This is a genomic window from Rhizobium azibense (genome assembly GCF_004342325.1).
Taxonomy (GTDB): Bacteria; Pseudomonadota; Alphaproteobacteria; order Rhizobiales; family Rhizobiaceae; genus Rhizobium; species Rhizobium etli_B.
Genome location: NZ_SMBJ01000003.1, coordinates 345,445 through 367,917, shown reverse-complemented (window position 1 = coordinate 367,917; position 22,473 = coordinate 345,445). Strand labels below are relative to the sequence as shown.

At 60.1% G+C, this 22,473-nt stretch carries 23 protein-coding genes; 13 read left to right on the top strand and 10 right to left on the bottom strand.

Annotated features, from left to right (window positions below; genetic code table 11):
- Window positions 1–110 precede the first annotated feature (110 nt).
- The 5 genes from guaB (at window position 111) to EV130_RS09330 (ending at window position 4,500) form a co-directional block, all read left to right on the top strand.
- Window positions 111–1,595, top strand: a complete 1,485-nt coding sequence (guaB, locus tag EV130_RS09350; protein ID WP_132660085.1) for an IMP dehydrogenase — start codon at window positions 111–113, stop codon at window positions 1,593–1,595.
- A 2-nt stretch (window positions 1,596–1,597) separates the two neighbouring features.
- The gene (locus tag EV130_RS09345; protein WP_074060338.1) at window positions 1,598–2,158 is read left to right on the top strand and encodes a hypothetical protein; all 561 of its coding nucleotides are present in this window, start codon (window positions 1,598–1,600) and stop codon (window positions 2,156–2,158) included.
- A 67-nt stretch (window positions 2,159–2,225) separates the two neighbouring features.
- On the top strand, window positions 2,226–2,645 hold the full coding sequence (locus EV130_RS09340) for an MAPEG family protein (RefSeq protein WP_074060339.1): 420 nt from the start codon (window positions 2,226–2,228) through the stop codon (window positions 2,643–2,645).
- A gap of 82 nt (window positions 2,646–2,727) precedes the next feature.
- On the top strand, window positions 2,728–3,600 hold the full coding sequence (locus EV130_RS09335) for a dienelactone hydrolase family protein (RefSeq protein ID WP_132551985.1): 873 nt from the start codon (window positions 2,728–2,730) through the stop codon (window positions 3,598–3,600).
- A gap of 270 nt (window positions 3,601–3,870) precedes the next feature.
- On the top strand, window positions 3,871–4,500 hold the full coding sequence (locus EV130_RS09330) for a TetR/AcrR family transcriptional regulator (protein ID WP_132660083.1): 630 nt from the start codon (window positions 3,871–3,873) through the stop codon (window positions 4,498–4,500).
- Between the two features lie 3 nt (window positions 4,501–4,503).
- Here EV130_RS09330 and EV130_RS09325 read toward each other — a convergent pair whose 3' ends face one another.
- Window positions 4,504–5,460 carry a LysR substrate-binding domain-containing protein gene (locus EV130_RS09325; protein ID WP_022717281.1) on the bottom strand — a complete coding sequence of 319 codons (957 nt, stop codon included), beginning with the start codon at window positions 5,458–5,460 and terminating at the stop codon, window positions 4,504–4,506.
- 198 nt (window positions 5,461–5,658) lie between these two features.
- Between EV130_RS09325 and EV130_RS09320 the strand changes: the two genes are divergently transcribed.
- On the top strand, window positions 5,659–5,958 hold the full coding sequence (locus EV130_RS09320) for a DUF1127 domain-containing protein (protein ID WP_074060342.1): 300 nt from the start codon (window positions 5,659–5,661) through the stop codon (window positions 5,956–5,958).
- Window positions 5,959–6,046: 88 nt separating this feature from the next.
- Here the strand turns inward: EV130_RS09320 and EV130_RS09315 are convergent, their stop codons facing one another.
- The 6 genes from EV130_RS09315 to EV130_RS09290 form a co-directional block, all read right to left on the bottom strand.
- Window positions 6,047–6,907: a DUF937 domain-containing protein gene (locus EV130_RS09315; protein WP_074060343.1), complete on the bottom strand. Its 861-nt coding sequence runs from the start codon at window positions 6,905–6,907 to the stop codon at window positions 6,047–6,049.
- A gap of 83 nt (window positions 6,908–6,990) precedes the next feature.
- Window positions 6,991–8,364 (bottom strand): glutamate--cysteine ligase, encoded by a 1,374-nt coding sequence (locus tag EV130_RS09310; protein WP_132660081.1) that lies wholly within the window; start codon window positions 8,362–8,364, stop codon window positions 6,991–6,993.
- A 148-nt stretch (window positions 8,365–8,512) separates the two neighbouring features.
- Entirely contained in the window at window positions 8,513–9,250 is a 738-nt protein-coding gene (locus EV130_RS09305; RefSeq protein WP_132660079.1) for a 16S rRNA (uracil(1498)-N(3))-methyltransferase, read from the bottom strand.
- Window positions 9,251–9,265: 15 nt separating this feature from the next.
- Entirely contained in the window at window positions 9,266–10,762 is a 1,497-nt protein-coding gene (locus tag EV130_RS09300) for an inorganic phosphate transporter (protein WP_074060346.1), read from the bottom strand.
- 64 nt (window positions 10,763–10,826) lie between these two features.
- Window positions 10,827–11,339, bottom strand: a complete 513-nt coding sequence (locus EV130_RS09295) for an NUDIX hydrolase (RefSeq protein WP_074060347.1) — start codon at window positions 11,337–11,339, stop codon at window positions 10,827–10,829.
- A 291-nt stretch (window positions 11,340–11,630) separates the two neighbouring features.
- The gene (locus tag EV130_RS09290; protein WP_074060348.1) at window positions 11,631–12,527 is read right to left on the bottom strand and encodes a LysR family transcriptional regulator; all 897 of its coding nucleotides are present in this window, start codon (window positions 12,525–12,527) and stop codon (window positions 11,631–11,633) included.
- 136 nt (window positions 12,528–12,663) lie between these two features.
- On the opposite strand from EV130_RS09290, the gene EV130_RS09285 reads away from it, so the two are divergent.
- From EV130_RS09285 to EV130_RS09270, 4 genes are all read left to right on the top strand, one after another.
- Window positions 12,664–14,103, top strand: a complete 1,440-nt coding sequence (locus EV130_RS09285; RefSeq protein ID WP_132660077.1) for an FAD-linked oxidase C-terminal domain-containing protein — start codon at window positions 12,664–12,666, stop codon at window positions 14,101–14,103.
- Entirely contained in the window at window positions 14,100–15,299 is a 1,200-nt protein-coding gene (gene glcE, locus EV130_RS09280) for a glycolate oxidase subunit GlcE (RefSeq protein WP_132660075.1), read from the top strand. The genes EV130_RS09285 and glcE overlap by 4 nt, the downstream gene beginning before the upstream one ends.
- 210 nt (window positions 15,300–15,509) lie before the next feature.
- Window positions 15,510–16,820 carry a glycolate oxidase subunit GlcF gene (gene glcF / locus EV130_RS09275; protein WP_074060352.1) on the top strand — a complete coding sequence of 437 codons (1,311 nt, stop codon included), beginning with the start codon at window positions 15,510–15,512 and terminating at the stop codon, window positions 16,818–16,820.
- Window positions 16,821–16,858: 38 nt separating this feature from the next.
- Window positions 16,859–17,290, top strand: coding sequence for a hypothetical protein (locus EV130_RS09270; protein ID WP_074060353.1), 432 nt, complete (start codon window positions 16,859–16,861; stop codon window positions 17,288–17,290).
- 85 nt (window positions 17,291–17,375) lie between these two features.
- Here the strand turns inward: EV130_RS09270 and EV130_RS09265 are convergent, their stop codons facing one another.
- The gene (locus tag EV130_RS09265; protein ID WP_132551990.1) at window positions 17,376–18,047 is read right to left on the bottom strand and encodes a L,D-transpeptidase; all 672 of its coding nucleotides are present in this window, start codon (window positions 18,045–18,047) and stop codon (window positions 17,376–17,378) included.
- Window positions 18,048–18,162: 115 nt separating this feature from the next.
- Window positions 18,163–18,900, bottom strand: coding sequence for a L,D-transpeptidase (locus EV130_RS09260; protein WP_074060355.1), 738 nt, complete (start codon window positions 18,898–18,900; stop codon window positions 18,163–18,165).
- A gap of 210 nt (window positions 18,901–19,110) precedes the next feature.
- On the opposite strand from EV130_RS09260, the gene EV130_RS09255 reads away from it, so the two are divergent.
- The gene (locus EV130_RS09255; protein ID WP_074060356.1) at window positions 19,111–19,740 is read left to right on the top strand and encodes a DNA-3-methyladenine glycosylase I; all 630 of its coding nucleotides are present in this window, start codon (window positions 19,111–19,113) and stop codon (window positions 19,738–19,740) included.
- 32 nt (window positions 19,741–19,772) lie between these two features.
- Entirely contained in the window at window positions 19,773–20,240 is a 468-nt protein-coding gene (locus EV130_RS09250) for a PPC domain-containing protein (protein WP_132660073.1), read from the top strand.
- A gap of 1 nt (window position 20,241) precedes the next feature.
- Here EV130_RS09250 and EV130_RS09245 read toward each other — a convergent pair whose 3' ends face one another.
- Entirely contained in the window at window positions 20,242–20,946 is a 705-nt protein-coding gene (locus EV130_RS09245) for an HAD family hydrolase (RefSeq protein ID WP_074060358.1), read from the bottom strand.
- Window positions 20,947–21,184: 238 nt separating this feature from the next.
- Here EV130_RS09245 and EV130_RS09240 point away from each other — a divergent pair, with 238 nt between their 5' ends.
- Window positions 21,185–22,234 (top strand): aldo/keto reductase, encoded by a 1,050-nt coding sequence (locus EV130_RS09240; protein WP_132551991.1) that lies wholly within the window; start codon window positions 21,185–21,187, stop codon window positions 22,232–22,234.
- Window positions 22,235–22,473 lie beyond the last annotated feature (239 nt).

The window sequence follows — 22,473 nt, the reverse complement described above, 5'->3', positions numbered from 1 at the left end:
ATAGACGTGTTACGAGCCCTCGCCAACTTCCAAAGCAACCCTTGCACACCGCCGGTGCGGACGATTCGTTCCGGGTGGGTCGCATTTTTCTTGATTGAAGGAAATTGGCCATGGCTCGCATCATAGAAACCGCAACCGGAGCGGACGCGCTCACCTTTGACGACGTGCTCTTGCAGCCCGGTCACTCTGAGGTCATGCCCGGTCAGACGAACATCGCAACGCGCATTGCGACCGATTTCGACTTGAACATCCCGATCCTCTCCTCCGCAATGGATACCGTCACCGAAAGCCGATTGGCGATCGCCATGGCGCAGGCCGGCGGCCTCGGCGTCATTCATCGCAACCTGACCCCCATCGAGCAGGCCGAGCAGGTTCGGCAAGTCAAGAAGTTCGAAAGCGGCATGGTGATAAATCCGGTGACGATTGGTCCGGATGCGACGCTTGCCGAAGCGCTGTCTCTGATGAAGACGCACGGCATTTCCGGCATTCCAGTCGTTGAGAAGTCGGGGCGCCTCGTTGGCATCCTGACCAATCGCGATGTCCGCTTTGCGTCCGATCCGGCCCAGAAGGTCCACGAGCTGATGACGCGGGATAATCTCGTTACGGTCAAGGAGAATGTTGATCAGCAGGAGGCCAAGCGCCTGCTGCATTCGCACCGCATCGAAAAGCTGCTGGTCGTCGATCCGGAAGGCCGCTGCGTTGGCCTCATCACCGTCAAGGATATCGAAAAGTCGCAGCTGAACCCGAACGCTTCCAAGGATGCGCAAGGCCGCCTTCGCGCTGCCGCCGCCATCAGCGTCGGCGATGATGGCTTCGACCGTGCCGAGCGCCTGATCGAAGCCGGCGTCGACCTGCTCGTCGTCGATACCGCCCACGGCCATTCCCAGCGCGTTCTCGACGCTGTCGCCCGCGTAAAGAAGCTATCCAATTCGGTTCGCATCATGGCCGGCAACGTCGCGACCTCGGACGGCACGAAGGCACTGATCGATGCCGGTGCGGATGCCGTCAAAGTCGGCATCGGCCCGGGCTCGATCTGCACGACGCGCATTGTCGCCGGTGTCGGTGTACCGCAACTCGCCGCCATCATGTCGGCTGTCGAAGCCGCGCGCGCTCAGGATATTCCGGTCATCGCCGACGGCGGCATCAAGTTCTCGGGCGACCTTGCCAAGGCGATGGCCTGCGGCGCTTCTGCCGTCATGATCGGCTCCCTGCTCGCCGGTACCGATGAAAGCCCGGGTGAAGTCTATCTCTATCAGGGACGCTCCTTCAAAGCCTATCGCGGCATGGGATCGGTCGGCGCCATGGCGCGCGGCTCGGCAGACCGCTACTTCCAGGCGGAAGTCCGCGACACGCTGAAGCTCGTGCCGGAAGGCATCGAAGGCCAGGTTCCTTATAAAGGGCCGGTTTCCGGCGTCCTGCACCAGCTCACAGGCGGCCTGAGGGCAGCAATGGGTTATGTCGGCGGTAAGGATATCAAGGAGTTCCAGGAACGCGCCACTTTCGTGCGCATCTCCGGTGCCGGCCTTCGCGAAAGCCACGCCCATGACGTGACGATCACCCGCGAGAGCCCGAACTATCCGGGTGTGGGCGCCTGATCGTGACTGCGGGCAGCCGGATACCGCCTTGGATGATCGGGCTGCTTGCTATTGTCTGCCTCGCAGTATTGGCATGGACGACCTTCGGCTTCGTCCTGCCGTTTCGGCATGAAACCGGAAAAACGGTGCTTGACGCCTATTTCACCGGCTATGATCACCCCGCTGTTAGCGCCATGCAGAAGGTGCTGGGCGAAAACGATGTCGCGCGTGCGCTGCTGCGAAGCATGTATCTTGGTCCGGAGCTCGTCCTGCCTGCGCTGATGACGATGCTTCTCTTCACGATTGTCCTGAAGCTCCAGCCGGGCGGTAGCTATTTCGGCAAACCGATGCATCCAGCTTTCATCAAGGCGATTTACGGCCTGCCGTTCATCTACGGTTTTGCCGATTATGCGGAGAATCTCTCCAGCTTGATTGCTTTCGGTGGCGGCAGCGCTGCATCATCCGCCGCTGCGTTGTTGCCTTGGATGACAAAGCTGAAATTTGCAGCACTCGTTGTCTCGGCAATCGTCATCCTTCGTTTCGTCCTGATCCGTCTGACGCCTGGAGATATCGACGATCGATAGGCTGGAAAGTGCCGGCATTTTCTTCTACTGCTTTGAAAAATATGAGAGAAGGAGCAGAGGAGACACTATGACCGGCACCGAAATCTTCTGGCCCATTATTGCCCATGTCGCGCTGGTCTATGGCCTCTACATGCTGCTCAGCCTCCGCCGCCGGAAAGCGGTGGAAGTCGGCAATGTGAATCTTTCGGATTTTCGCGAAAACCGTAGCGAGCCGCCGGAAAGCCTCTTCGTCAAGAACAGCATCGCCAATCAGTTCGAGCTGCCGGTTCTCTTTTATGTCTGCTGCATCCTGCTCTACATCACCGAGGCCGACAATATCGCCGCCCTCGTGCTCGCCTGGATTTTCGTGGCGTTGCGGTATGCCCACGCTTTCGTGCATGTCACGAGCAACCGCATGCGTTTCCGCAGTCCGCTCTTTGCAGCTGGCTACGTGGTGCTTGGTGCCATGTGGGCGTGGCTCGCCGGCTGGGTGGCCTTCAGCGGGTAACGCAGTTTTGTTCCTGCGTTATCGGAGGCTGACCTATCTTCTCTCATCGGGCTTTGGCTCAGCGAGAAATGAGGAGGTTTACATGGACAAGCCGGAAATCACGCAGGCTATGATCAACGCCTATGACGAATATACGCATCTGACGCTGGACCGGCGCAGTTTCATGGACAAGCTTACGAAGCTTGCAGGATCGGCGGGTGCTGCCGCCGTGATCGCGCCGATGCTGGCGGCAAGCAAGGCGAGCGCGGAAATAGTCCCGGCAAACGACGAGCGGCTGAAGGCGCAGGATGTCTCTTATCCCGGCGGCAGTGGCGAGATGAAGGGTTATCTGGTCGAACCGAAGGAGGCATCGGGAAAGCTCGGCAGCGTTATTGTCATTCACGAAAATCGCGGCCTTAATCCGCATATCCGCGACGTCGCCCGCCGCACAGCGCTGGAAGGCTTCGTGGCGCTGGCGCCGGATTTCCTGTCGCCGCTTGGCGGCACGCCTGAAAACGAGGATCAGGCGCGGGAAATGTTCGGCAAGCTTGAGCCTGCCGCAACCGTCGCGAATGCCGAAGCAAGTCTCAAGTACCTGAAGACGCTTCCTTCCGCCAATGGCAATGTCGGCGCTATCGGCTTTTGCTGGGGTGGCGGGGTCGTCAACAATTTGGCGACGCAATCGCCGGAGCTGAAGGCAGGCGTTGCCTATTATGGTGCGCAGCCCAAGGCTGGCGTGGCGAACATCAAGGCGGCGCTTATGTTGCACTATGCCGGTCTCGACGAGCGCATCAATGCCGGCATCGATGCCTACAAAAAGGAACTGGAGGCAAACGGCAAGAGCTTCCAGATCTTCGTATACGACGGCGTAAACCATGCCTTCAACAACGACACGTCCGCGGCGCGCTACGACAAGAAGGCAGCCGATCTTGCCTGGAGCCGCACCATAGAGTTCTTGAAGAAGAACCTGGCCTGATCATGATGCAACGGTCGTTTCGTGCTGCTCTGGAAACAGCACGGGCGAAAGGCTCGATACGGTCCGTGCACAGCCGGCCGCTGCCGAACGATTGATCCGCAGCTTTGAGTGACAAAATCGGGGCTTGTCGCCCCGATTTTCATATGCTTCTGGCGTCTGTTAAAATGCAAGCTATTCGATTTACGGCGCATGAATACCTGCGTGCCATATCGCTCGGATGCGCCGGTTTGAGCCATTTTCCGTCGCTCAACGATAATTCATGGGAACGATATGAGCGCGCAGGGTATGGATCGTATCGGCCTTCGCCGGAAGCCGAAGCAGGAACGCAGCATCCAGAGACTTGATTTGATCCTCACCGCTGCCGCAGAGCTGATCGCACAAAAGGGCGTCAGCGCCATGCGCATGACCGAGCTCGCCGCCGCAGCCAAGGTGCCGATCGGCTCGGTTTATCAATATTTCCCCGAGAAGGCGGCGATTGTTAAAGCGCTCTTCGACCGGCATGCGACTGCAGTGCAGGCGAAAACGGCCGTCATGTTTTCCAACGTCCAGTCCCTCGATGAAGCATTGGACCTGATCTCGGTGATGATCGACTGGTACTATAACGAGTACCGCAACGACGCCACTTATCTCGGCGTCTGGATGGGAACGGAGACCGACCAGGATCTCCTGCAGCTCAACATCCAGCACAGCAATAGCGTAGCCGAAATTTTCCTCGAGGCAATAAAGCGGATCGCTCCGGAGATGCCGGAAGTCGATATGCAAGCGCGCACTTACCTTTTCAGCCACCTGATCGGCGCCTCGATCCGCCTTGCGGTCAAGAGCGACGAAAAGCTGGCAAAAAGGATGCTGGACGAATGGAAGCACGTCATCCGCGCTTCGCTTTTCGCCGAGGCGGCCTGAATCCTACCAGCTCGGTACCATGTTGGCGGCCTTCAGGCGCGGATACTGCCGCGCATAGGCCGTTTTCACATCCGGTTCCAGATTGTCGTCGACTACCGCAGGCGTGATGTTGTCGAGGCAGGCGGTGATATGCGCCGTGATCGCATTCATCAGCGAGATTGAAACCCCCGGGCGCTTCATGATGCCGATCTGCACCGGCGGCAGGGCAGGAAAGCCGTCAGCCTGGCTCAGAACCTTCATGCCCGTCCGCAATGCCGATTCAGGCATCACTGAAACCGCCATGCCGGCGAGCACGGCAGCGGCAACCACCGTGCATGACCAGCTTGTGAAGAGGATCTGATGCTCGCGACCCACGGCATCGAGCGCCGAACAGGCAAGTTGCCGCCACTGGCAATCGCGGCGTCCGACAGCAAGCGGCACAGGAGCGTCGTCACGGATAGGGTGGTTGGCGGAGCCGACCCAGCAGAGCGGTTCGGTCCTGACGACGTCGGACATGCGTTCCCGCGGATTATGTGTCACCAGCGCGATGTCGAGTTCGCCTTTGTGCATACGCTCTGCCAGATCCACCGAAGGTTCGCACACGATGTATAGCTCCACATTCGGATGGGTCTTGGCGAAACGACCGATGATCTCCGGCATGTAGCGGTCGGCGTAGTCGTCCGGCGTGCCGATGCGCAGCATGCCTTCGAGACGGTTGTCGTCGAAAGCGGCGATTGCCTCGTTATTGAGGCGGATGATGCGGCGAGCGTAATTCAGAAGTTTTTCGCCCTCGACCGTCAAGCGGTTGCCGCGGCCGTCCTTGATGAAGAGCTGCTTGCCGATCCGCTCCTCGAGGCGACGCATCTGCATCGAGACAGCCGATTGCGTCTTGTAGACGCGATCGGCCGCCTTGGTGAAGCTGCCGGAATCTATGATGGCGATGAAAGTCTGCAACTGGTCGATATCAAGAGGCGCGGACATGGGATCACCTATAACGATTGCTGATAATAACCATTAGAAACATTCGTTGGACTGATCAATAGGTCTTTGGCATCTTCGGGATGCAAATCAAGCAAAGTGACGGACAGACACCTGCTGTCCTGCCTAGGTTTCAGCCCTCCCTCCCGCTCGACCTCGCGGGAGGGGTGGGCTGTTGCGCCCGAAAGAAAGGAGAGTTCAATGCGCATGATTGACCAGACTGTAGAACTCGACTGTGCCAAGCAGGCCGCGACGTTTTCCCAGCGTCTCGGAGGAACCCTCGCGCCGCTGACGGCTCTCTTTCGCGCATTCCGCAATCGCAGAGCGATCAATGGCCTGAATGACCTCGACGACAATCAGTTGCGGGATATCGGCCTGACGCGGGCCGATGTAACCGCCGCCCTGTTGACGTCGACCTTCTTCGAGGATCCGTCGGCACATCTGACGAACTCGGCGCGCCGTCGCTGGCGCCTTGCGATATTCCGCTCCTGCGTCGATTAGGAGCGGCCAGTTTCCCCGCAGGGTGATAGCCAATAGCCCTGCCGCTTGACCCGGTGACCGGCTTTCCCAAGCCGTCTCCGGGTTTTTTTCACGTCTTCGAGGAAGCCTGGCCCTTGTTAGGCAGATATGTCTCGAAGATTGATTCCATGCTTTTCTGGTAGCCCCTCTGCACCTCAAGCCCGCTGTCGAACATGGTGTTGAGCACCTTCAGATAATTTTCCGCCTGGTCCTTTGCCTCTTCCTTCGCAGGCTCTGGCGCCCTTTGCGCCGCCGGCTGATTGAGGGTCCCCATCATGTCCTGAAATGCCTTGACGAAGGGATTGTCGAGATACGGATTGGCTGGTGCGCTCTTGGATGCTGGCTGGGGCGTGCTGAACATCAGCTGCATCGCCTGCGTGAACGGATTGTCGAAGATGTTCGGCTCGGATGCCGTTTTCGGCTTTGGCGCAAAACCGGTACTTTCCAGCCATTTCTGAATCGTTTCGCCCATCTGGGTATTGACGAAGGGGTTGACGGGCGAGGCCATCTGTCCGGTCGCTTGCTTGAAGAGTCCGCCCATCAATGTATCGGCCATCACCGGCAGCATCTGCTTGTAGATCTCCTGGCCAATGCCGGTCATCTGGGCGGCTTGTGCTGCGACGGCGCGCGAAACCTCCTTGGAGCCGAAAAGTTGGCCGAGAATACTGTTACCGTCCGAGATGCCCTCCGGGGTGAAGGCCTTCGTCATATCCTCGAAGTATTTGGTATAGTTGCCGGACGCCACCGCCTGCATCAGGCCCATGAAGTCATAGGGATTGCTCGTGCTGCGCTTCAGCCCGGCGGAAAAGGCGGGCATTAGCGCCGCCATTGCCTTGGTCGCCTGTTCCTGGGCAAGGTTGAACTGCTTGGAGATGGCCTCCATCGCTGCGCCATTTTGTGCCTGCATCATCATGTCGAAGAGTGGCAACATGACATTCCTCCCCCGTTCTCGTGCTTGTGAATCGTCACTATAAACGGAAATCGGAATGCGCAAACGGCTTTTTGCCGACTACTTCAGTACTGATATTCCTCGAAGACCGGCTCGACGGAGTGCTGCCAGCGGCCGTTGTAACGCGCCAGCAGGTCCTCGGCCAGCGTCGCTTTTTTCGCCATCACCTCGTCGAGCGGCGACAAGAAGATGCTCTCATCCTGGCCTTCCTTGTTCAGCCGGTTGCGCGACCTCAGACCCGCCTTCGAAATACCGATGACCTCGCGGGCGGTTTCGTAAAGGGCCTGGCCGCGGAACTCGGCCTTCAGGCCGGCCGTGGGGACGGCATCGCGCAGCGCGCTGACTTCGGCAAATGTCCAGTTCTTCGTCATCTGATCGGCCGCATCGAGCGCGGCGTCGTCATATAGAAGGCCCACCCAGAAGGCGGGCAGGGCACAGATGCGGCGCCACGGGCCGCCGTCGGCTCCGCGCATCTCGAGGAAACGCTTCAGGCGAACGTCGGGGAAGAGCGTCGAAAGATGATTCGTCCAATCGCCCATCGTCGGCTCCCACGCGGCGACCTCGCCCTTCAGCGCGCCGTTCATGAACTGGCGGAAGGTGACGTGGGTACAGTCATGGTAGTGGCCGTCGCGGACGATGAAGTACATCGGCACGTCGAGCGCCCATTCCATATAGTGCTGGAAGCCGAAGTCGTCGCGGAAGGTGAAATCGAGCAGGCCGGAGCGCCGGTTGTCCGTGTCGCGCCAGATGTCGCCGCGCCAGGAAAACATGCCGTTCGGCTGACCTTCTGTGAAGGGCGATGAAGCGAAGAGCGCAGTTGCCAGCGACTGAAGCTTCATCGACACGCGCATCTTCTTCTGCATGTCGGCTTCGGAGGAGAAGTCAAGGTTCACCTGGATCGTGCAGGTGCGGTACATCATGTCGAGGCCCTTGGTGCCGACCTTCGGCATGTAGCGGGTCATGATGTCGTAGCGAGATTTCGGCATGCGCGGCGTCTCGGCGAGCGTCCACTTCGGGCTGCCGCCGATGCCGAGGAAGCGAATGCCCATCGGCTCGGCGATTTCGCGCAGTGTGGCGAGATGCGAATTGGATTCCCTGCAGGTCTCGTGGATCGTTTCCAGCGGAGCACCCGAAAGCTCGAATTGGCCGCCGGGTTCGATCGAGATCGCGCCCATACCCTGTTGCTCGGCAAGACCGATGATGTTTTCGCCGTCCATGATCGGATCCCAGCCGTTCTTTGCCTGCAGGCCCTTCAGAAGGGCCGAGATGCTGGCCGTGCCGGCATAGGGAACGGGGGTGTTGCCCGCACGGAAGAAGGCGAACTTCTCATGCTCGGTGCCGATGCGGAATTGCTCTTTCGGCTTGTTCCCCGCAGCAATGTAATCGGTCAGCTCCTGCACCGAAGATATCGGTGTCTGGTCGGTAGTATCGCGAGCCATTCAACGTAACCTGTATTCTGGGGAACGCCCGGTAGCCCGGACAATTGGAAGCGTGATTAGTGCCGGTCTCACGTATGTTGCAAGTGAAATTCTTTCAACGATGCATCAAAAAAATAGCGGGCTGTTTCAACAGAGCCTGATTTGAAGGTCAATTCCAGTCGCCGACAGCCGCCTGGATCACCGCCATGGCCGCAACCGCAGCCGTATCGGCGCGCAGGATACGGGGCCCGAGCGGAATAGCGGTGACGAAATCGAGGCCGCTCAGCCGCGCGCGCTCCTCCTCCGAAAAGCCGCCTTCCGGCCCGACGAGAAGCGCAAGCTGCTTATCTTCGATCTTCTTCAGCAGTGGCAGCGGGTTTTGCCCCGCATCGCCCTCGTCGCAAAAAATGATCCGCCGATCTTGCGGCCAGCTGTCGAGCAAATCGAAGAGTTTCACCGGCTCGGCAATTTTCGGGATGGCGAGGATGCCGCATTGCTCTGCCGCCTCGACAGCATTGGCCCGCAGTTTATCGAGATTGGTGATCTTGCCCTGTACGTGTTGCGTCATCACCGGCTGCAGCACGCCGGCGCCCATCTCCACCGCCTTTTGCACGAGGTAGTCCAGCCGGCCGACCTTTAGCGGCGCAAAAAGATAGTGCAGGTCGGATGGGGCCGGCTGCTTCCGGGTCTGCTCGGTTGGCGTCAGCAGGATGCGCTTGCGGGTCGGAAAGGAAAGGTTCGCCTTCCACTCTCCGTCTCGGCCGTTGAATACCAGGATTTCGGCGCCTTCCGTCATACGCAGCACATTGGCGAGATAATTGTACTGGTCGGAACTTGCCTCCACCGCGGCGCCCGGCGACAAGGAAGAATCGACGAAAAGCCGTTGCATGCGGAAATTGGCGCGCATCTCGAACAATCCCGATCAAACGAAGAGGGCGAACATAACCAAATAGAGCAATGCCGCAAGCGCCGCCGACACAGGCACGGTAATGATCCAGGCGGCGATGATGGTCATGAAATGCGAGCGCCGCACAAGATAGCGGCGGCGCGCCTCATGCACGTTGGGATCTTCCGGTTCTTCGATCGCCCAGGCCTCGGCCTTGCTGCGCATATATTCGACGCGGCGCTTGGAATTGCGCGTGTACCATTCGCGAAAGAAACCGACGCCGAAGACGGCGCCAACGGCGATGTGCGTCGTGCTGACAGGCAGTCCGAACCAGGACGCGACGATGACGGTAAAGGCCGTCGATAGTGCGACGCAGTAGGCCCGCATCGGATTGAGTTTGGTGATCTGATCGCCGACAAGGCTGATGAGCCGCGGGCCGAACAGCAGCAGTCCGACGGATATACCGAGGGCACCGATCAGCATCACCCAGAGCGGCGGCGCATCACCGCCAGATGCAAGACTCGAGGTCGAACGCACGATCGCCGAAAGCGGTCCGATTGCGTTCGAAACGTCGTTGGCGCCGTGTGCGAATGAAAGCAGCGCTGCAGAGCCGATCAGCGGGAACTTGAAGAGAATGCGCAGCGAACTGTTGCGGTTTTCGAGGCCTTGCGATTGCCGTGCGACGATCGGCATTGACACTGCCCAGGCAACGAGGCCGGTCGACAATCCGAATGCAAGGATCGTCGGTGACGAATATCGCCCGGCGGGGGTAAGCTGCAAGATCATATAAGCTGCAAAACCGCCGGTCATCAGGCCAATCAGGGCCGGAACCCAGCGCCGTGCTGCCGCGATCTTGTCGACACGGTAGATGATCAAGGTCTTGACGAGGTAGAGCAGACCAGCGGCGATCACACCGCCGATCAGCGGCGATGTCATCCAGCTTGAGGTAATCTCCACCATGACGCGCCAGTTGACGGGGTCTGGTCCGACAGCGGCAATTCCGGCTCCGATCACCGCGCCGACAATCGCATGTGTCGTCGAGACCGGCGCGTTCAGCCAGGTGGCAAGATTGATCCAGAGCGCTGCGGCCATCAGCGCGGCCATCATGATCCAGGCAAGCAGGTCCTTGGGAAGCTGTACGGTATCGATGATACTCGAAGAGATCGTTCTGACCACCGCTCCGCCGGCGACCGTTGCTCCAAAAACCTCGAAGGCCGCCGCGATAAAGAGCGCCTGTGCCATCGTCATGGCACGCGCACCGACGGCAGCGCCGACATTGTTCGTCACGTCGTTCGCGCCAATGTTCATGGCCATGTAGGCAGCAAGCGCGGCAGCGGCGATGACGAGAACGGCGCCCTGCCGGTCGAAGACGTAGACGCCTGCAAAAAGCATCGCCAGGCCGAGAAAGATCAGGCCGAGGCCCGGCGCGACCAGCTTGCGCGCGACGAACTTCGCCGCATCCTCGGCATGGGTGATTTTGTCGAGGTCCTTGTCGAGCGTTCGTTTGGTAAGAACGGGAGTTCGGCTGGGCATGCTGTTCCTTGGGTCAAATCCTGCTTTGGCGCCCCATTATCCTAGCAGCGCAAGAAGGCAGGAATCATTCCGCTGGAATCTGCCTGGGCAAGCTTGCCTGAGGCCGCTCGCCCATCCTTCGTTTGAAGAGTAGGAAGAGATCGCGAAGCTCGGGCTCGTTGACACGCTTGACCGCCTCGTCGCAGGATACCCACTCGATCACACGTTCGCCCTTTTCCTTGAAGTTCTTGACGACATCGGTGACCTCAAGCACGTAGACCTGGACCTTGCAGGTTACTTTCAACCCGTCCTTCAGCATCTTCGGATAGGTATAGGAGCCGAGTGGCTCGTGTTCGACGGCGCCGCGCGCGCCCGCTTCCTCAAGGGCCTCACGGGCCGCTACCTCATAGGAGCGCTTGCCGTTCATCGGCCAGCCCTTTGGGATGACCCAGCGTCCCGTATCGCGGCTCGTCATCAAGAGAACCTCGACCTCACCGGTCTTCTTCTTCACCCGGTAGCAGAGCGCAGCATATTGCAGTCGCGGCGGACGACGGAACATTAGCTGCACATCAGAAGCCAGTCGGGCTAGAATCGTCAATTGTCGGGTCACCTTTAAGTCTGCCTCAGGAATCACTAATGTAAGCTTCGCACGGAAAGCTTGCACGGTCCATGCGCCGTTTGACGGTAAGGGACACGATCTATACTTCGAATAAGGAAATTCGTTGCCGTTCCGCTTCGAAATTCCGTCAGATCGTGTTCTGATTCCGTCCTTGCACAGCTGTTCAATATGACGCCGGCGGACGTCTCATTCAATGCCGGGAAATCTTATCCTCCGAATTCTCCCAAATATGGCGGCTATGTCTTCTGCTGCTCAACTCTCGTGCCTCGCCTAAAGTTCCCAGTACGGAACCGGACCGTAGAGGTCGGCGAGATAGTCGATGAAAAGGCGGACCTTGGCCGGTAAAAACTGGCGACTGGGGTAAACTGCCGAGAGCGCCAGATTGCGGGAACCCTCATAGTCTGGCAGCACCTGCACGAGGTTGCCGCTCTTGAGTTCATCGCCGATATCCCAGGTGGAACGCAGCGCGATGCCGAGCCCTGCGATCACCGTCTCGCGGATTACCTCGCTGGAATTGGTAACGAGCATGCCCTCTGGCCGAAGGCTCATCGCGCCGCCCGGTCCTTCAAGCCGCCATACGTCATTGTTGTGCGCCGGCAGACAGCGATGGTTCTTCAGGTCGTCGATGGCTTGGGGCGTCCCATGCATGTTGAGGTAGGAAGGGGCGGCACAAAGCAGGCGCCGGACCGGCGCGAGTCTTCGAGCGACGAGGCTGGAATCGGTGAGTTCGGCAATGCGGATAGCCAGGTCGAAGCCGCCGCCGACGATATCGCTTAGTTCATCCGTCAGCACGAGGTTGATCGCAAGCTGTGGGTGTTCATCCATGAACGCCTTGAGATGCGGCGCGATATGCATGCGGCCGAACGACGTGGGTGCCGATATCTTTAGCGTGCCGTGCATCATCGCCGAGCGGCCGGAGATGTAATATTCGGCTTCCTCCAGCCCGGCGAGAATGCCGAGCACGCGATCGTAGAAACCCTGGCCGGCCTCGGTCAACGAAATCTGGCGGGTCGTGCGTTGCAAGAGACGTGTGCCAAGCCTGTCTTCCAGCCGTTTGATGCGCTTGGAAACGACGGCCGGCGAGAAGCCGAGCAGCCGTCCGGCAAGCGACATGCTGCCGGTCGAAACGACCTTGGCAAATATCTCGAGATCACCCAGATTTGTCATAGCGGTTCTAGACTTTTTCCCTTTTGGCATAAATGCCTAGCATTTGCGCCAGTTTCGGGAAAGTGCTAAGCCAAAGAGCCGGTTGTCGTGGAGGACGCGCCGGTTTTCGCCGCCATTCGTTTGAAGGAAGCGCGCCATGTCCGAGGCCATCAGTTTTCTCGCTCCGCGCGCCGATGTGCTGGCCCGCCGCCGCCAGATCGTTGATGATCTCGTCGACCTGCTGCCGCCCGAATGTCTCGTTCACGAGGCGCGAGAACTCGTGCCCTTCGAAACAGATGCCTTCGTTGCCTATCGCCGGGTGCCACTTGCCGTCGCATTGCCATGCACCACCGTCGAAGTCGCAGCCGTGATGAAATACTGCCATCGCTACGGCATTCCGATCGTGCCGCGCGGGGCGGGCACGTCGCTCTCAGGCGGGGCCATCCCGCAGGAGGATGCGGTCGTGATCGGGCTTTCCAAGATGAACCGCATTCTGGAAATCGATTATCAAAACCGGGCAGCCGTCGTCCAGGCGGGCGTCACGAACCTGAATATCTCCGAATCCGTCTCCGCGGATGGTTTCTTCTACGCGCCCGATCCCAGCTCGCAGCTGGCCTGCACGATCGGCGGCAACATCGGTATGAATTCCGGCGGTGCGCACTGCCTGAAATACGGCGTCACGACCAACAACCTGCTCGGCGTGAAGATGGTGCTGGCGGATGGAACGGTGATCGAGCTCGGCGGCAAGGCGCTTGATGCGGGAGGTTACGACCTGCTGGGCCTGGTTTGCGGCCATGAGGGACAGCTCGGCATCGTCACCGAAGCGACGGTTCGCCTGATCGCGAAGCCCGAGGGTGCGCGGCCGGTGCTCTTCGGCTTCGAAAGTTCCGAGGAAGCCGGTTCCTGCGTTGCCGATATCATCGCGGCGGGCATCATTCCAGTGGCGATCGAGTTCATGGATAAGCCGGCAATCGAGATATGCGAGGCCTTCGCCCATGCGGGATACCCCCTCGATGCCGGTGCGCTGCTGATCGTCGAGGTCGAAGGCTCCGAGACGGAGATGGACGGCATTTTGAAGAACATCGTCGAGATCGCCCGCCGTCATGGCGTGACATCCATTCGCGAGAGCCAGTCGGCGACGGAGGCGGCACAGATATGGAAAGGTCGCAAATCCGCTTTCGGGGCGACGGGGCGGATTGCCGACTATATCTGCATGGACGGGACGGTGCCGCTCAGCCAGCTTTCCCATGTGTTGAAGAAGACCTCGGAGATCGTTGATCGCTACGGACTGCGCGTCGCAAACGTCTTTCACGCGGGCGATGGCAACATGCACCCGTTGATCCTTTTCAATGCCAACGACCCGCAGGACGCAGCGCGAGCCGAGGCCGCCGGAAACGACATCCTGAAGCTTTGCGTCGATGCCGGGGGCTGTCTCACCGGCGAACACGGCGTCGGCATCGAAAAGCGCGACCTGATGCGGCATCAGTTTTCCGACGTGGATCTCGCTCAGCAGATGGCCGTGCGCGCCGCCTTCGATCCGGGCTGGCTGCTCAATCCGTCCAAGGTCTTCCCGCTTGATGGGCGCGTGGCCTTATGAACGATTTTCTACCTAAGACGGAAGAGGCCGCAGCCTCGATCATTCGTGAACACGCGGCCGCCGGTAGGGCGCTTGCCATATGCGGCGGCAACACCCGCTCGGGGTTAGGAAATTCTGTTCCGACGAAGGACCGGCTGCGTTCGACCGGTCTGACGGGCATCGTCTCGTATAATCCCGGCGAGATGGTCATGACCGCGCGCGCCGGTACACCGCTTGCAGAGGTCGAGGCGGCGCTCGCGGAAAATGGACAGATGCTGGCTTTCGAGCCGATGGACCACCGCCCGGTCATGGGCACGTCCGGTGAGCCGACCATCGGCGGCGTCTTTGCCGCTAACGTCTCCGGTCCTCGCCGCTTCGTAGCAGGGGCGGCACGCGACAGCCTGCTCGGCATCCGCTTCGTCAACGGCAGGGGCGAGATCGTCAAGGCGGGCGGGCGGGTGATGAAGAATGTCACAGGCCTCGATCTCGTCAAGCTGCTGGCCGGTTCGCACGGCACGCTCGGCTTGCTGACGGAGGTCACCTTCCGCGTGCCGCCGCGCCCGAAAACGGAAGAGACAATGGTCATCTCAGGCCTCAACGATGCGGAAGCAGCCGCTGCGATGGCTTCGGCGATGGCGCAGCCGGTCGAGGTTACAGGTGCGGCCCACCTTCCTTTGACCGTCACCTTTAAATTTTTGGGCGGCAAGCTTGCCGAAGGCGGGGCGACCGCTCTGAGGATCGAAGGTCTGCCTGCCTCCGTTGAAGCGCGTGCTGAAAAGCTGGCGTCGGCGATGTCGGGCTTCGGCACGGTCGCAAGATTGGCCGATCCCGAAAGCCGCCAGCTCTGGCACGAGATACGCGACGTGCTTCCTTATGCCGATGAAACAATGCGCCCGGTCTGGCGCATCTCCGTCGCTCCGACCATCGGTCACCAGCTCGTCGCCGCCCTCCGCCTCGAAGCCGGCGTCGACGCCTTCTACGATTGGCAAGGCGGTCTGGTCTGGATGCGGATGGAGGCTGATGCGGAAGCGCAGCTCATCCGCCGTTTCATCAAGGCGCTGGGCGGCGGCCACGCCACGCTGATCCGGGCAACCGAGCCGGCGCGCGCTGCCATTTCGGCGTTCCAGCCGCAACCCGAAGCCGTCGCGCAGCTGTCGGCGCGGGTGAAAGAGAAGTTCGATCCGGCAGGAATACTCAATCAGGGAAAGATGGGGTGATATGATGGCCGTTATCCGCTTGTGGCAGCAGCCCCGCCTGCTCCGAGGGGACATCTCCCCCAGAAGGCAGGAGACTGGCAATGCATCGCGTGCGCTCTTTCCACTCTGGTCCAACTTCGACGGCAGGGCCGTCCCATCCGATCCTCCTTGTGCGCGAAACGTCGGGAAGGACAAAGGCGGGTATTTCTGCCCAATGCCGGGAGCTGCCTGATGCAGACCAATTTCACCGCCGAGCAGCTAAGCGATCCGCACGTCGCCGCATCCGAGAAGATTCTGCGCAAATGCGTCCATTGCGGTTTCTGTACCGCGACCTGTCCCACCTATGTGACGCTCGGCAACGAGCTCGATAGCCCGCGCGGCCGCATTTATCTCATCAAGGACATGCTGGAAAACGGCCGGTCCGCGGATGCCAGATTGGTTACACATATCGACCGCTGTCTCTCCTGCCTGGCATGCGTGACGACCTGTCCCTCCGGCGTCGACTACATGCATCTGGTCGATCACGCCCGGGCCCATATCGAAAAGACCTATAAGCGTCCTTTCATGAACCGGTTCACGCGCGCCATCCTGGCGGCGGTGCTGCCCTATCCGGGCCGCTTCCGCCTGGCGTTGAAGCTTGCGAAGCTCGCCAGGCCGCTCCAGGGGCTGATGCGTGCGCCGGCCTTGAAGCCCTTTGCCGCGATGCTGGCACTTGCACCGAAACAGATTCCGGCGCCATCGCCCTTCTCGATGCCGGGAACTTATGCTGCGAGGGCGCAAAAGCGGGGCAGGGTCGCTATTTTGACGGGTTGCGCTCAGCCGGTTCTCGATCCCGCGATCAACGAGGCGGCGATCAGGCTTTTGACGCGCCTCGGCATCGAGGTCGTAGCGCCCGCCGGCGAGGTCTGCTGCGGCTCGCTGGTGCATCACATGGGCCGCGAGGGGCAGGCGCTTGCAAGCGCACGGGCAAATGTCGACGTCTGGACGCGCGAGATCGAGAAGGGTGGCCTGGACGCGATCATCATCACCGCCTCCGGCTGCGGCACTACGATCAAGGACTACGGTCACATGCTCCGGCTTGATCCCGCCTATGCACAAAAGGCAGCAGGCGTGGCGGCATTGGCCAAGGACATCACGGAGTTCCTGGCATCGCTCGACCTGCCTGCCAATGCGCCGAAGGGCCTGACGGTCACCTACCACTCTGCCTGCTCCATGCAGCATGGCCAAAGGATCACCATGGCGCCGAAACAGCTTCTGAAGGCGGCCGGCTTCACGGTGCGCGATCCGGCCGAAGGCCATCTCTGTTGCGGTTCGGCTGGAACCTACAACATCATGCAGCCGGATATCTCCGCGGCACTGAAGGTGCGCAAGGTGAAGAATCTCGAGGCGACGAAGCCGGATGTGATTGCGACCGGCAATATCGGCTGCATCACGCAGATCGCGACCGGTACGGCGATCCCGATACTGCATACCGTTGAACTGCTTGATTGGGCATATGGCGGCGATATACCGCAAAAATTAAGAGGTTTTCCGCTATCGTGAGTCGGGCCGGTTTTCGGCCGGTCACGGAGTTCGGCGCTATGCGGCGTACAATCATATCGCTTGCAGGTCTGCTCGGCGCGGCAGGGGCCGCTCACGCCGACAGCCGGTTTTTTTGCTCCACGGACGATAGTAGCGCGCGGTTCACGATCGAAAGTGGCTTTCAGGATGAGGCTGGCCACAGACTCAATCATTTCCGTGGCGCGCTGATCGTCAAGAACGAATCGGTTCCCGAGGTCTTCAGGAAACGCGTATTCGATTCCAGCAAACTCACGAACCGCTGGTCGCATGACGGTGAACTTCGCCTCGAGATTTTCGATGATGGCAGCGAAGATGCCAAGGACCAGTCACTCAGCCTCGTCATCCTGGCCGAGGGCCGCGGGAAGACCTTTTCGGGCACCTACGGGCTGATGGTCAGTGGCGACGGAAAGCCGTTCACCGCCAGCGGCAAGGTCAGCTGCGGATCCAAGTGAGGCGTCACGGCTTGAACAGGCCGCAACAATCTTGCCTGATGTCAATATGAAAAGGGCGGCACAAGGCCGCCCGTCATATCAGTTATCAGCCACCACCGAAGATGGTGCGCAGCACGTCGATGCCCCTGTCCTGGAAAGCGACGTTGCCTTGCTTGTTGCCGGGGCCGATGACGATCACCTTCGTGCCGACCGGCGCGCGCGAATAAAGGTGGATGACGTCGTTATTCATCATTCGGATGCAGCCGGAAGACATGTTGAGTCCGATCGTCCAGGGCTGATTGGTGCCGTGGATTCGGAAAATCGTGTCGCGTCCGCCCTTGTAGAGATACATGGCGCGCGCGCCGAGCGGATTGTCCTCGCCGCCCTCCTGAAAGGCGGGAATGATATGACCCTTGCGGGCTTCGCGGATGCGCATCTCGGCCGGAGGCGTCCAGCTCGGCCACTCGGCCTTGCGGCCAACCCTGACGACGCCCGACCAGCCGAATCCATCACGGCCGACACCGATGCCGTAGCGGGTGGCGCGGTTCTTCGACTCGACGAAGTAGAGATACTTGTTGTTGGTATCGACGATGATCGTCCCCGGTGCCTCGTCGGTCACAAGCCGCACGAGTTTGCGCTTATACTGCGGCTTGACGAACTTCGACTGCGCAACGTGAACGACCGGCGCGGCATCGTGGGCGGGTCGGGCAATGGCGGGCGTTATGGCGATGGAAAAGGCAATGCCGGCGGCCACAAGGCCGGAGGCGACTTTCAGCATGATCGATTCCCCTCAAAAGCAAGATCGGGCTGAAGCTACCTGAACTTCAGCCCGATTCAAGATCGGTTGCCCCTGCATTGCACTTTTCGAGTGTGGGGCCGGCTGAATCCCGGCGTTAGATGACAATAACCCGCGTACCGACGTTGACGCGTTCGTAGAGGTCGACCACGTCTTCGTTGCGCAGCCGGATGCACCCGGACGAGACGGCGCTGCCGATCGTCCAGGGCGCGTTGGTGCCGTGGATACGGTAGAGCGTCGAGCCGAGATACATGGCGCGCGCGCCAAGCGGGTTCTCTGGGCCGCCATCCATGCGCGCAGGCAGGTAATGGCCCTTCGCGGCTTCGCGACTGATCATGTCGGAAGGCGGCGTCCAGGCCGGCCATTCCGACTTGCGGGTAATCTTGTGCGCGCCGGCCCACTCGAAGCCCGGCTTGCCGACGCCGACGCCATATCGCCGGGCCTTGCCGTTTGCCATCACGAGATAGAGAAAGCGGTTGTTGGTGTCGATGACGATCGTGCCCGGCTTTTCCTTGGTTTCGTAATCGACCATCTGCGGCAGATATTGCGGCTCGATCTGATGGCGGATCACCGGTAGTCCGGGACGAACGGCCGCAACCTGCTGCACGGCCGGCGCCCGGCGGAAGAACCGGCGCTGGAAGAAGCCGCGCTGCTGCACGGCCGGGCGCTGGTAGACGACGGGACGAACGCTGCCGCCACCGAGCTGGTTGAGCCACGGCGCAGTGAGATCGGGGCTGAGAACAACCGGCGGGCGGCTCGCATATCGATCGTCGCCGAGCGCCGGCGAGACAAGAAGGCCGATCAGGCCGGCGGCAATCAAGACGGATTTCATCATCGGACGGACTCTCTACAAATGACCGAGAATGCATGAGGGCGGCATTTCTGCCTGACAGAATGCTGCCATCATCCAGCCAGCGAATGGTAAAGATCGATTCAGTAAAAGCCGGCCTTCGCGATAAAGTTTTCGTCAGGGTTACTCTTCGGTTTGGAAACAAGGTTTCTAAATGGTAAAGCCGGATTCTGAGCGCAGGAGCGGCGAAGAAGAATGAGCGAATCGGGTATCATCACCGGCAACGACGGCAAGAGCCGCTGCCATTGGCACGCAAATCTCCCCGACTACATGCGCTATCACGACGAGGAATGGGGCCGGCCGGTCACCGACGATATCCGCCTCTTCGAGAAAATCTGCCTCGAGGGTTTTCAGTCTGGCCTCTCCTGGCTGACGATCCTGCGCAAGCGCGAGAATTTCCGCGCTGCCTTTGCGGGCTTCGATTTCGAAAAGATTGCGCTCTTCGACGAGCGGGATATCGAGCGCTGCCTGAACGATCCCGGCATCGTGCGCCATCGCGGCAAGATCGTCTCGACGATCAACAATGCACGGCACGCGATTGCTTTGAGGTCAGAATTCGGTTCGCTCGCGCATTATTTCTGGAGCTATGAGCCGCAACTGCACGAACGTCCGGCCCTCGTCGACCGCCAGCATGTTGCCGCCAATCCGACGACGCCGGTATCGGTAAGGATATCGAAGGATTTGAAGAAGCGCGGCTGGACCTTTGTCGGTCCGACCACAGTTTATGCCTTCATGCAGGCAATGGGTCTCGTCAACGATCATATCGAAGGCTGCTTCTGTCGTGTCGAAGTGGAGGCGATGCGCGCGGCATTGGTACGCCCGTGAAAGTGTGGGTCCGAACCGTTGCGGCAGTCCTGATGTTTACCACGGCGGCACTTGCTCAGGCGCCGCAACTCGACCCTGGCGAAAAGCTCGAGAAGCTGCAGTTCCCGGCCGTTACAATGCAGATCAAAGGCTGGACCAAGTTCGGCAACAGCGATGTCTATACTCTGCCAGTGCGGGCCGGTCAGCGTGTGAAGATCAGCTTCACGACCAAGAGCCAGTTCGCGTTTCTTGCGATTTTCGATCTTTCGAAGACGGATGACGAAGCTTTCTTCGGGACGGACGAGGACGGCACGACGCTTGATGTGATCGTAAAGGATAACACCACGTGGTTTTTGCGGCCCTATTATTCCAAGGTCTCGCCACGCCGTGGTCTGGGAGCCCCGTATACGCTGCTGATCGAGCCGCAGCCAGTCGGCGAGCCGCAGCCCGCCACACCGCAAGAGCCGGAGCGCCCTTCACTCTTTCGGCCTGCACCCTCGAAATCCGGCACCGACGAATAGGTCAAGACAGTTCGCCGAGCAAGCTGCCAAGCTCGCCAAGGTGGGCGATCTTGCGAAAGCGTGGCGCATCCTTGGGTTCGTCGACGTGCTCCAGAACCCAAGTCAGTTCATGCGGCACGAAGACGCCGTAGCTTCCGGCGGCAATCGCCGGCACGATGTCGGATTTCAGTGAGTTGCCGACCATCATCGCCCGCTCCGGACCATCTCCGACCTTCGAGAAAATCCGGCGATAGGTGACCGCGGACTTCTCCGAGACGATCTCGACTGCATCGAAGAAATCGCCGAGGCCGGACTGCGCGAGCTTGCGTTCCTGGTCGAACAGGTCGCCCTTGGTGATCAGCACGAGCAGGTAATTTCCAGACAGCTCTTCCAGCGTCTCGCGCACATGCGGCATTGTCTCGACCGGATGGGACAGAAGATCGCGGCCCGTATCGAGAATTTGGGCAATGACGCTCGTTGGCACCTTGCCTTCGGTGATTTCGATTGCTGTCTCGATCATCGACAGCGTGAAGCCCTTTATGCCGAAGCCATAGTGACTGAGATTGCGCTTCTCTGCCTCCAGTAGACGCTCCGAAATTTTCGGACCCTCGGCGAAATCGGCGAGCATTTCCCTAAATTGCGCTTCGGTCAGCCGGTAATATTGTTCGTTCTGCCAGAGCGTATCATCGGCATCGAAGCCGATAGTCGTCAGCGCATGTGTGCTCATCTCAAGCTCCTGCAATCCATGAAGCAATCTATTGAGCGGCTGCGTCGAGACAAGGGCTTTTGCTTTTTCGTCGCAGCACCGTGCATTGGCGTTGAAAAGCAGATGATCGGCATTAGGTAACTATCGCCCACCTGCAGCCAGCCCCCGGCTGTGCCTGACATGTGCGGGCCAACAATCAAAAAAATCGGTTCAGCAGTCCGCAAGCGGCCGCTTGCGGCCGACACAAGGAAATTTCTCCATGCGATACAATCAACTCGGAAATACGGGACTTTTTGTCTCGGAAATCTGCCTCGGCACCATGACTTTCGGCGAGGCGGTCAGCGGCACCATGTGGGGTTCCATTGCCGATGTGGACCAGAAGGCGGCAGACCAGATCGTTGAGCGCTCGCTCGCTGCCGGCGTCAATTTCATCGACACCGCAGATGTCTATTCCTCCGGTGAATCAGAAAGGCTGCTCGGCCAGGCGCTAAAGAACCTCGATGTTCCGCGCAAGGACGTCGTCATCGCCACCAAGGTTTACGGCGTGATGGGCGACAAGCCGAACGATCGCGGCGCATCGCGCGGTCACATCATGGATTCTGTCGAGGCCAGTCTGAAGCGGTTGCAGACGGACCATATCGATCTCTACCAGATCCACGCAACCGATCCCGTCACCCCGATCGACGAGACACTGCGCGCTTTCGACGATCTCATCTCGCGTGGCCTCGTGCGCTATATCGGCGTTTCCAACTGGCAGGCGTGGCGGATCGCCAAGGCGCTCGGCATTTCCGAGCGCCGCGGCTTGGCCCGTTTCGAAACCGTCCAGGCCTACTACTCCATCGCCGGTCGCGATCTGGAGCGGGAAATCGTGCCGCTGATGAATGAGGAGAAGATCGGCCTGATGGTCTGGTCGCCGCTCGCAGGCGGTTTACTCTCCGGCAAGTTTGGCCCCGGCGCGCCAGGCAACGGCGAAGGCCGCCGCGCCAATTTCGACTTTCCGCCAGTGGACAGGGAAAAGGCCTGGGCCTGTGTGGCCGTCATGCGCGAAATTGCCGAGAAGCACGGCAGCAACGTCGCAACCGTTGCGCTCGCTTATGTCCTTGCAAAACCATTCGTGACCAGCGTCATCATCGGCGCCAAGCGCATCGATCAGCTCGACCAAAACCTTGCCGCCGTCAGGCTGAAGCTCGATGCTGGCGACATGGAGAACCTCGATAGGGTCAGTGCGTTGGCACCGGAATATCCAGGCTGGATGCTGTCGCGCCAGGGTGCGGCCCGCCGGCCGGAACCGTTTGAGCCGAACGCCTAAGAACGGCGAACTGAAACGCCGGTGCGGGAAGCGCCGGCGTTTTTGCTGATGACGCTCATTGCCGCGGGCTTTCAGCCAGGCATTCATGTCTGCGATCTCCGCTTCCTGAGACTTGCCGCGCCGCGCCGGGGGAACCGTGGACGCGCCCGGATCGTGGAGGAAGGGCAGCGGCTCTGCGTTGAAGGGATACTTTGGGCAAAGCTTGGCGCCCGCTCGGAAAATCCTCCGCTTTCAAGCGG

Bases quoted from the DNA above. Each gene is read 5' to 3' on its own strand.
- guaB (WP_132660085.1), top strand. From the start codon at position 111: ATGGCTCGCATCATAGAAACCGCAACCGGAGCGGACGCGCTCACCTTT.
- EV130_RS09340 (WP_074060339.1), top strand. From the start codon at position 2,226: ATGACCGGCACCGAAATCTTCTGGCCCATTATTGCCCATGTCGCGCTG.
- EV130_RS09335 (WP_132551985.1), top strand. From the start codon at position 2,728: ATGGACAAGCCGGAAATCACGCAGGCTATGATCAACGCCTATGACGAA.
- EV130_RS09330 (WP_132660083.1), top strand. From the start codon at position 3,871: ATGAGCGCGCAGGGTATGGATCGTATCGGCCTTCGCCGGAAGCCGAAG.
- EV130_RS09325 (WP_022717281.1), bottom strand. From the start codon at position 5,460: ATGTCCGCGCCTCTTGATATCGACCAGTTGCAGACTTTCATCGCCATC.
- EV130_RS09320 (WP_074060342.1), top strand. From the start codon at position 5,659: ATGCGCATGATTGACCAGACTGTAGAACTCGACTGTGCCAAGCAGGCC.
- EV130_RS09315 (WP_074060343.1), bottom strand. From the start codon at position 6,907: ATGTTGCCACTCTTCGACATGATGATGCAGGCACAAAATGGCGCAGCG.
- EV130_RS09310 (WP_132660081.1), bottom strand. From the start codon at position 8,364: ATGGCTCGCGATACTACCGACCAGACACCGATATCTTCGGTGCAGGAG.
- EV130_RS09305 (WP_132660079.1), bottom strand. From the start codon at position 9,250: ATGCGCGCCAATTTCCGCATGCAACGGCTTTTCGTCGATTCTTCCTTG.
- EV130_RS09300 (WP_074060346.1), bottom strand. From the start codon at position 10,762: ATGCCCAGCCGAACTCCCGTTCTTACCAAACGAACGCTCGACAAGGAC.
- EV130_RS09290 (WP_074060348.1), bottom strand. From the start codon at position 12,527: ATGACAAATCTGGGTGATCTCGAGATATTTGCCAAGGTCGTTTCGACC.
- EV130_RS09285 (WP_132660077.1), top strand. From the start codon at position 12,664: ATGTCCGAGGCCATCAGTTTTCTCGCTCCGCGCGCCGATGTGCTGGCC.
- glcE (WP_132660075.1), top strand. From the start codon at position 14,100: ATGAACGATTTTCTACCTAAGACGGAAGAGGCCGCAGCCTCGATCATT.
- glcF (WP_074060352.1), top strand. From the start codon at position 15,510: ATGCAGACCAATTTCACCGCCGAGCAGCTAAGCGATCCGCACGTCGCC.
- EV130_RS09270 (WP_074060353.1), top strand. From the start codon at position 16,859: ATGCGGCGTACAATCATATCGCTTGCAGGTCTGCTCGGCGCGGCAGGG.
- EV130_RS09265 (WP_132551990.1), bottom strand. From the start codon at position 18,047: ATGCTGAAAGTCGCCTCCGGCCTTGTGGCCGCCGGCATTGCCTTTTCC.
- EV130_RS09260 (WP_074060355.1), bottom strand. From the start codon at position 18,900: ATGATGAAATCCGTCTTGATTGCCGCCGGCCTGATCGGCCTTCTTGTC.
- EV130_RS09255 (WP_074060356.1), top strand. From the start codon at position 19,111: ATGAGCGAATCGGGTATCATCACCGGCAACGACGGCAAGAGCCGCTGC.
- EV130_RS09250 (WP_132660073.1), top strand. From the start codon at position 19,773: ATGTTTACCACGGCGGCACTTGCTCAGGCGCCGCAACTCGACCCTGGC.
- EV130_RS09245 (WP_074060358.1), bottom strand. From the start codon at position 20,946: ATGAGCACACATGCGCTGACGACTATCGGCTTCGATGCCGATGATACG.
- EV130_RS09240 (WP_132551991.1), top strand. From the start codon at position 21,185: ATGCGATACAATCAACTCGGAAATACGGGACTTTTTGTCTCGGAAATC.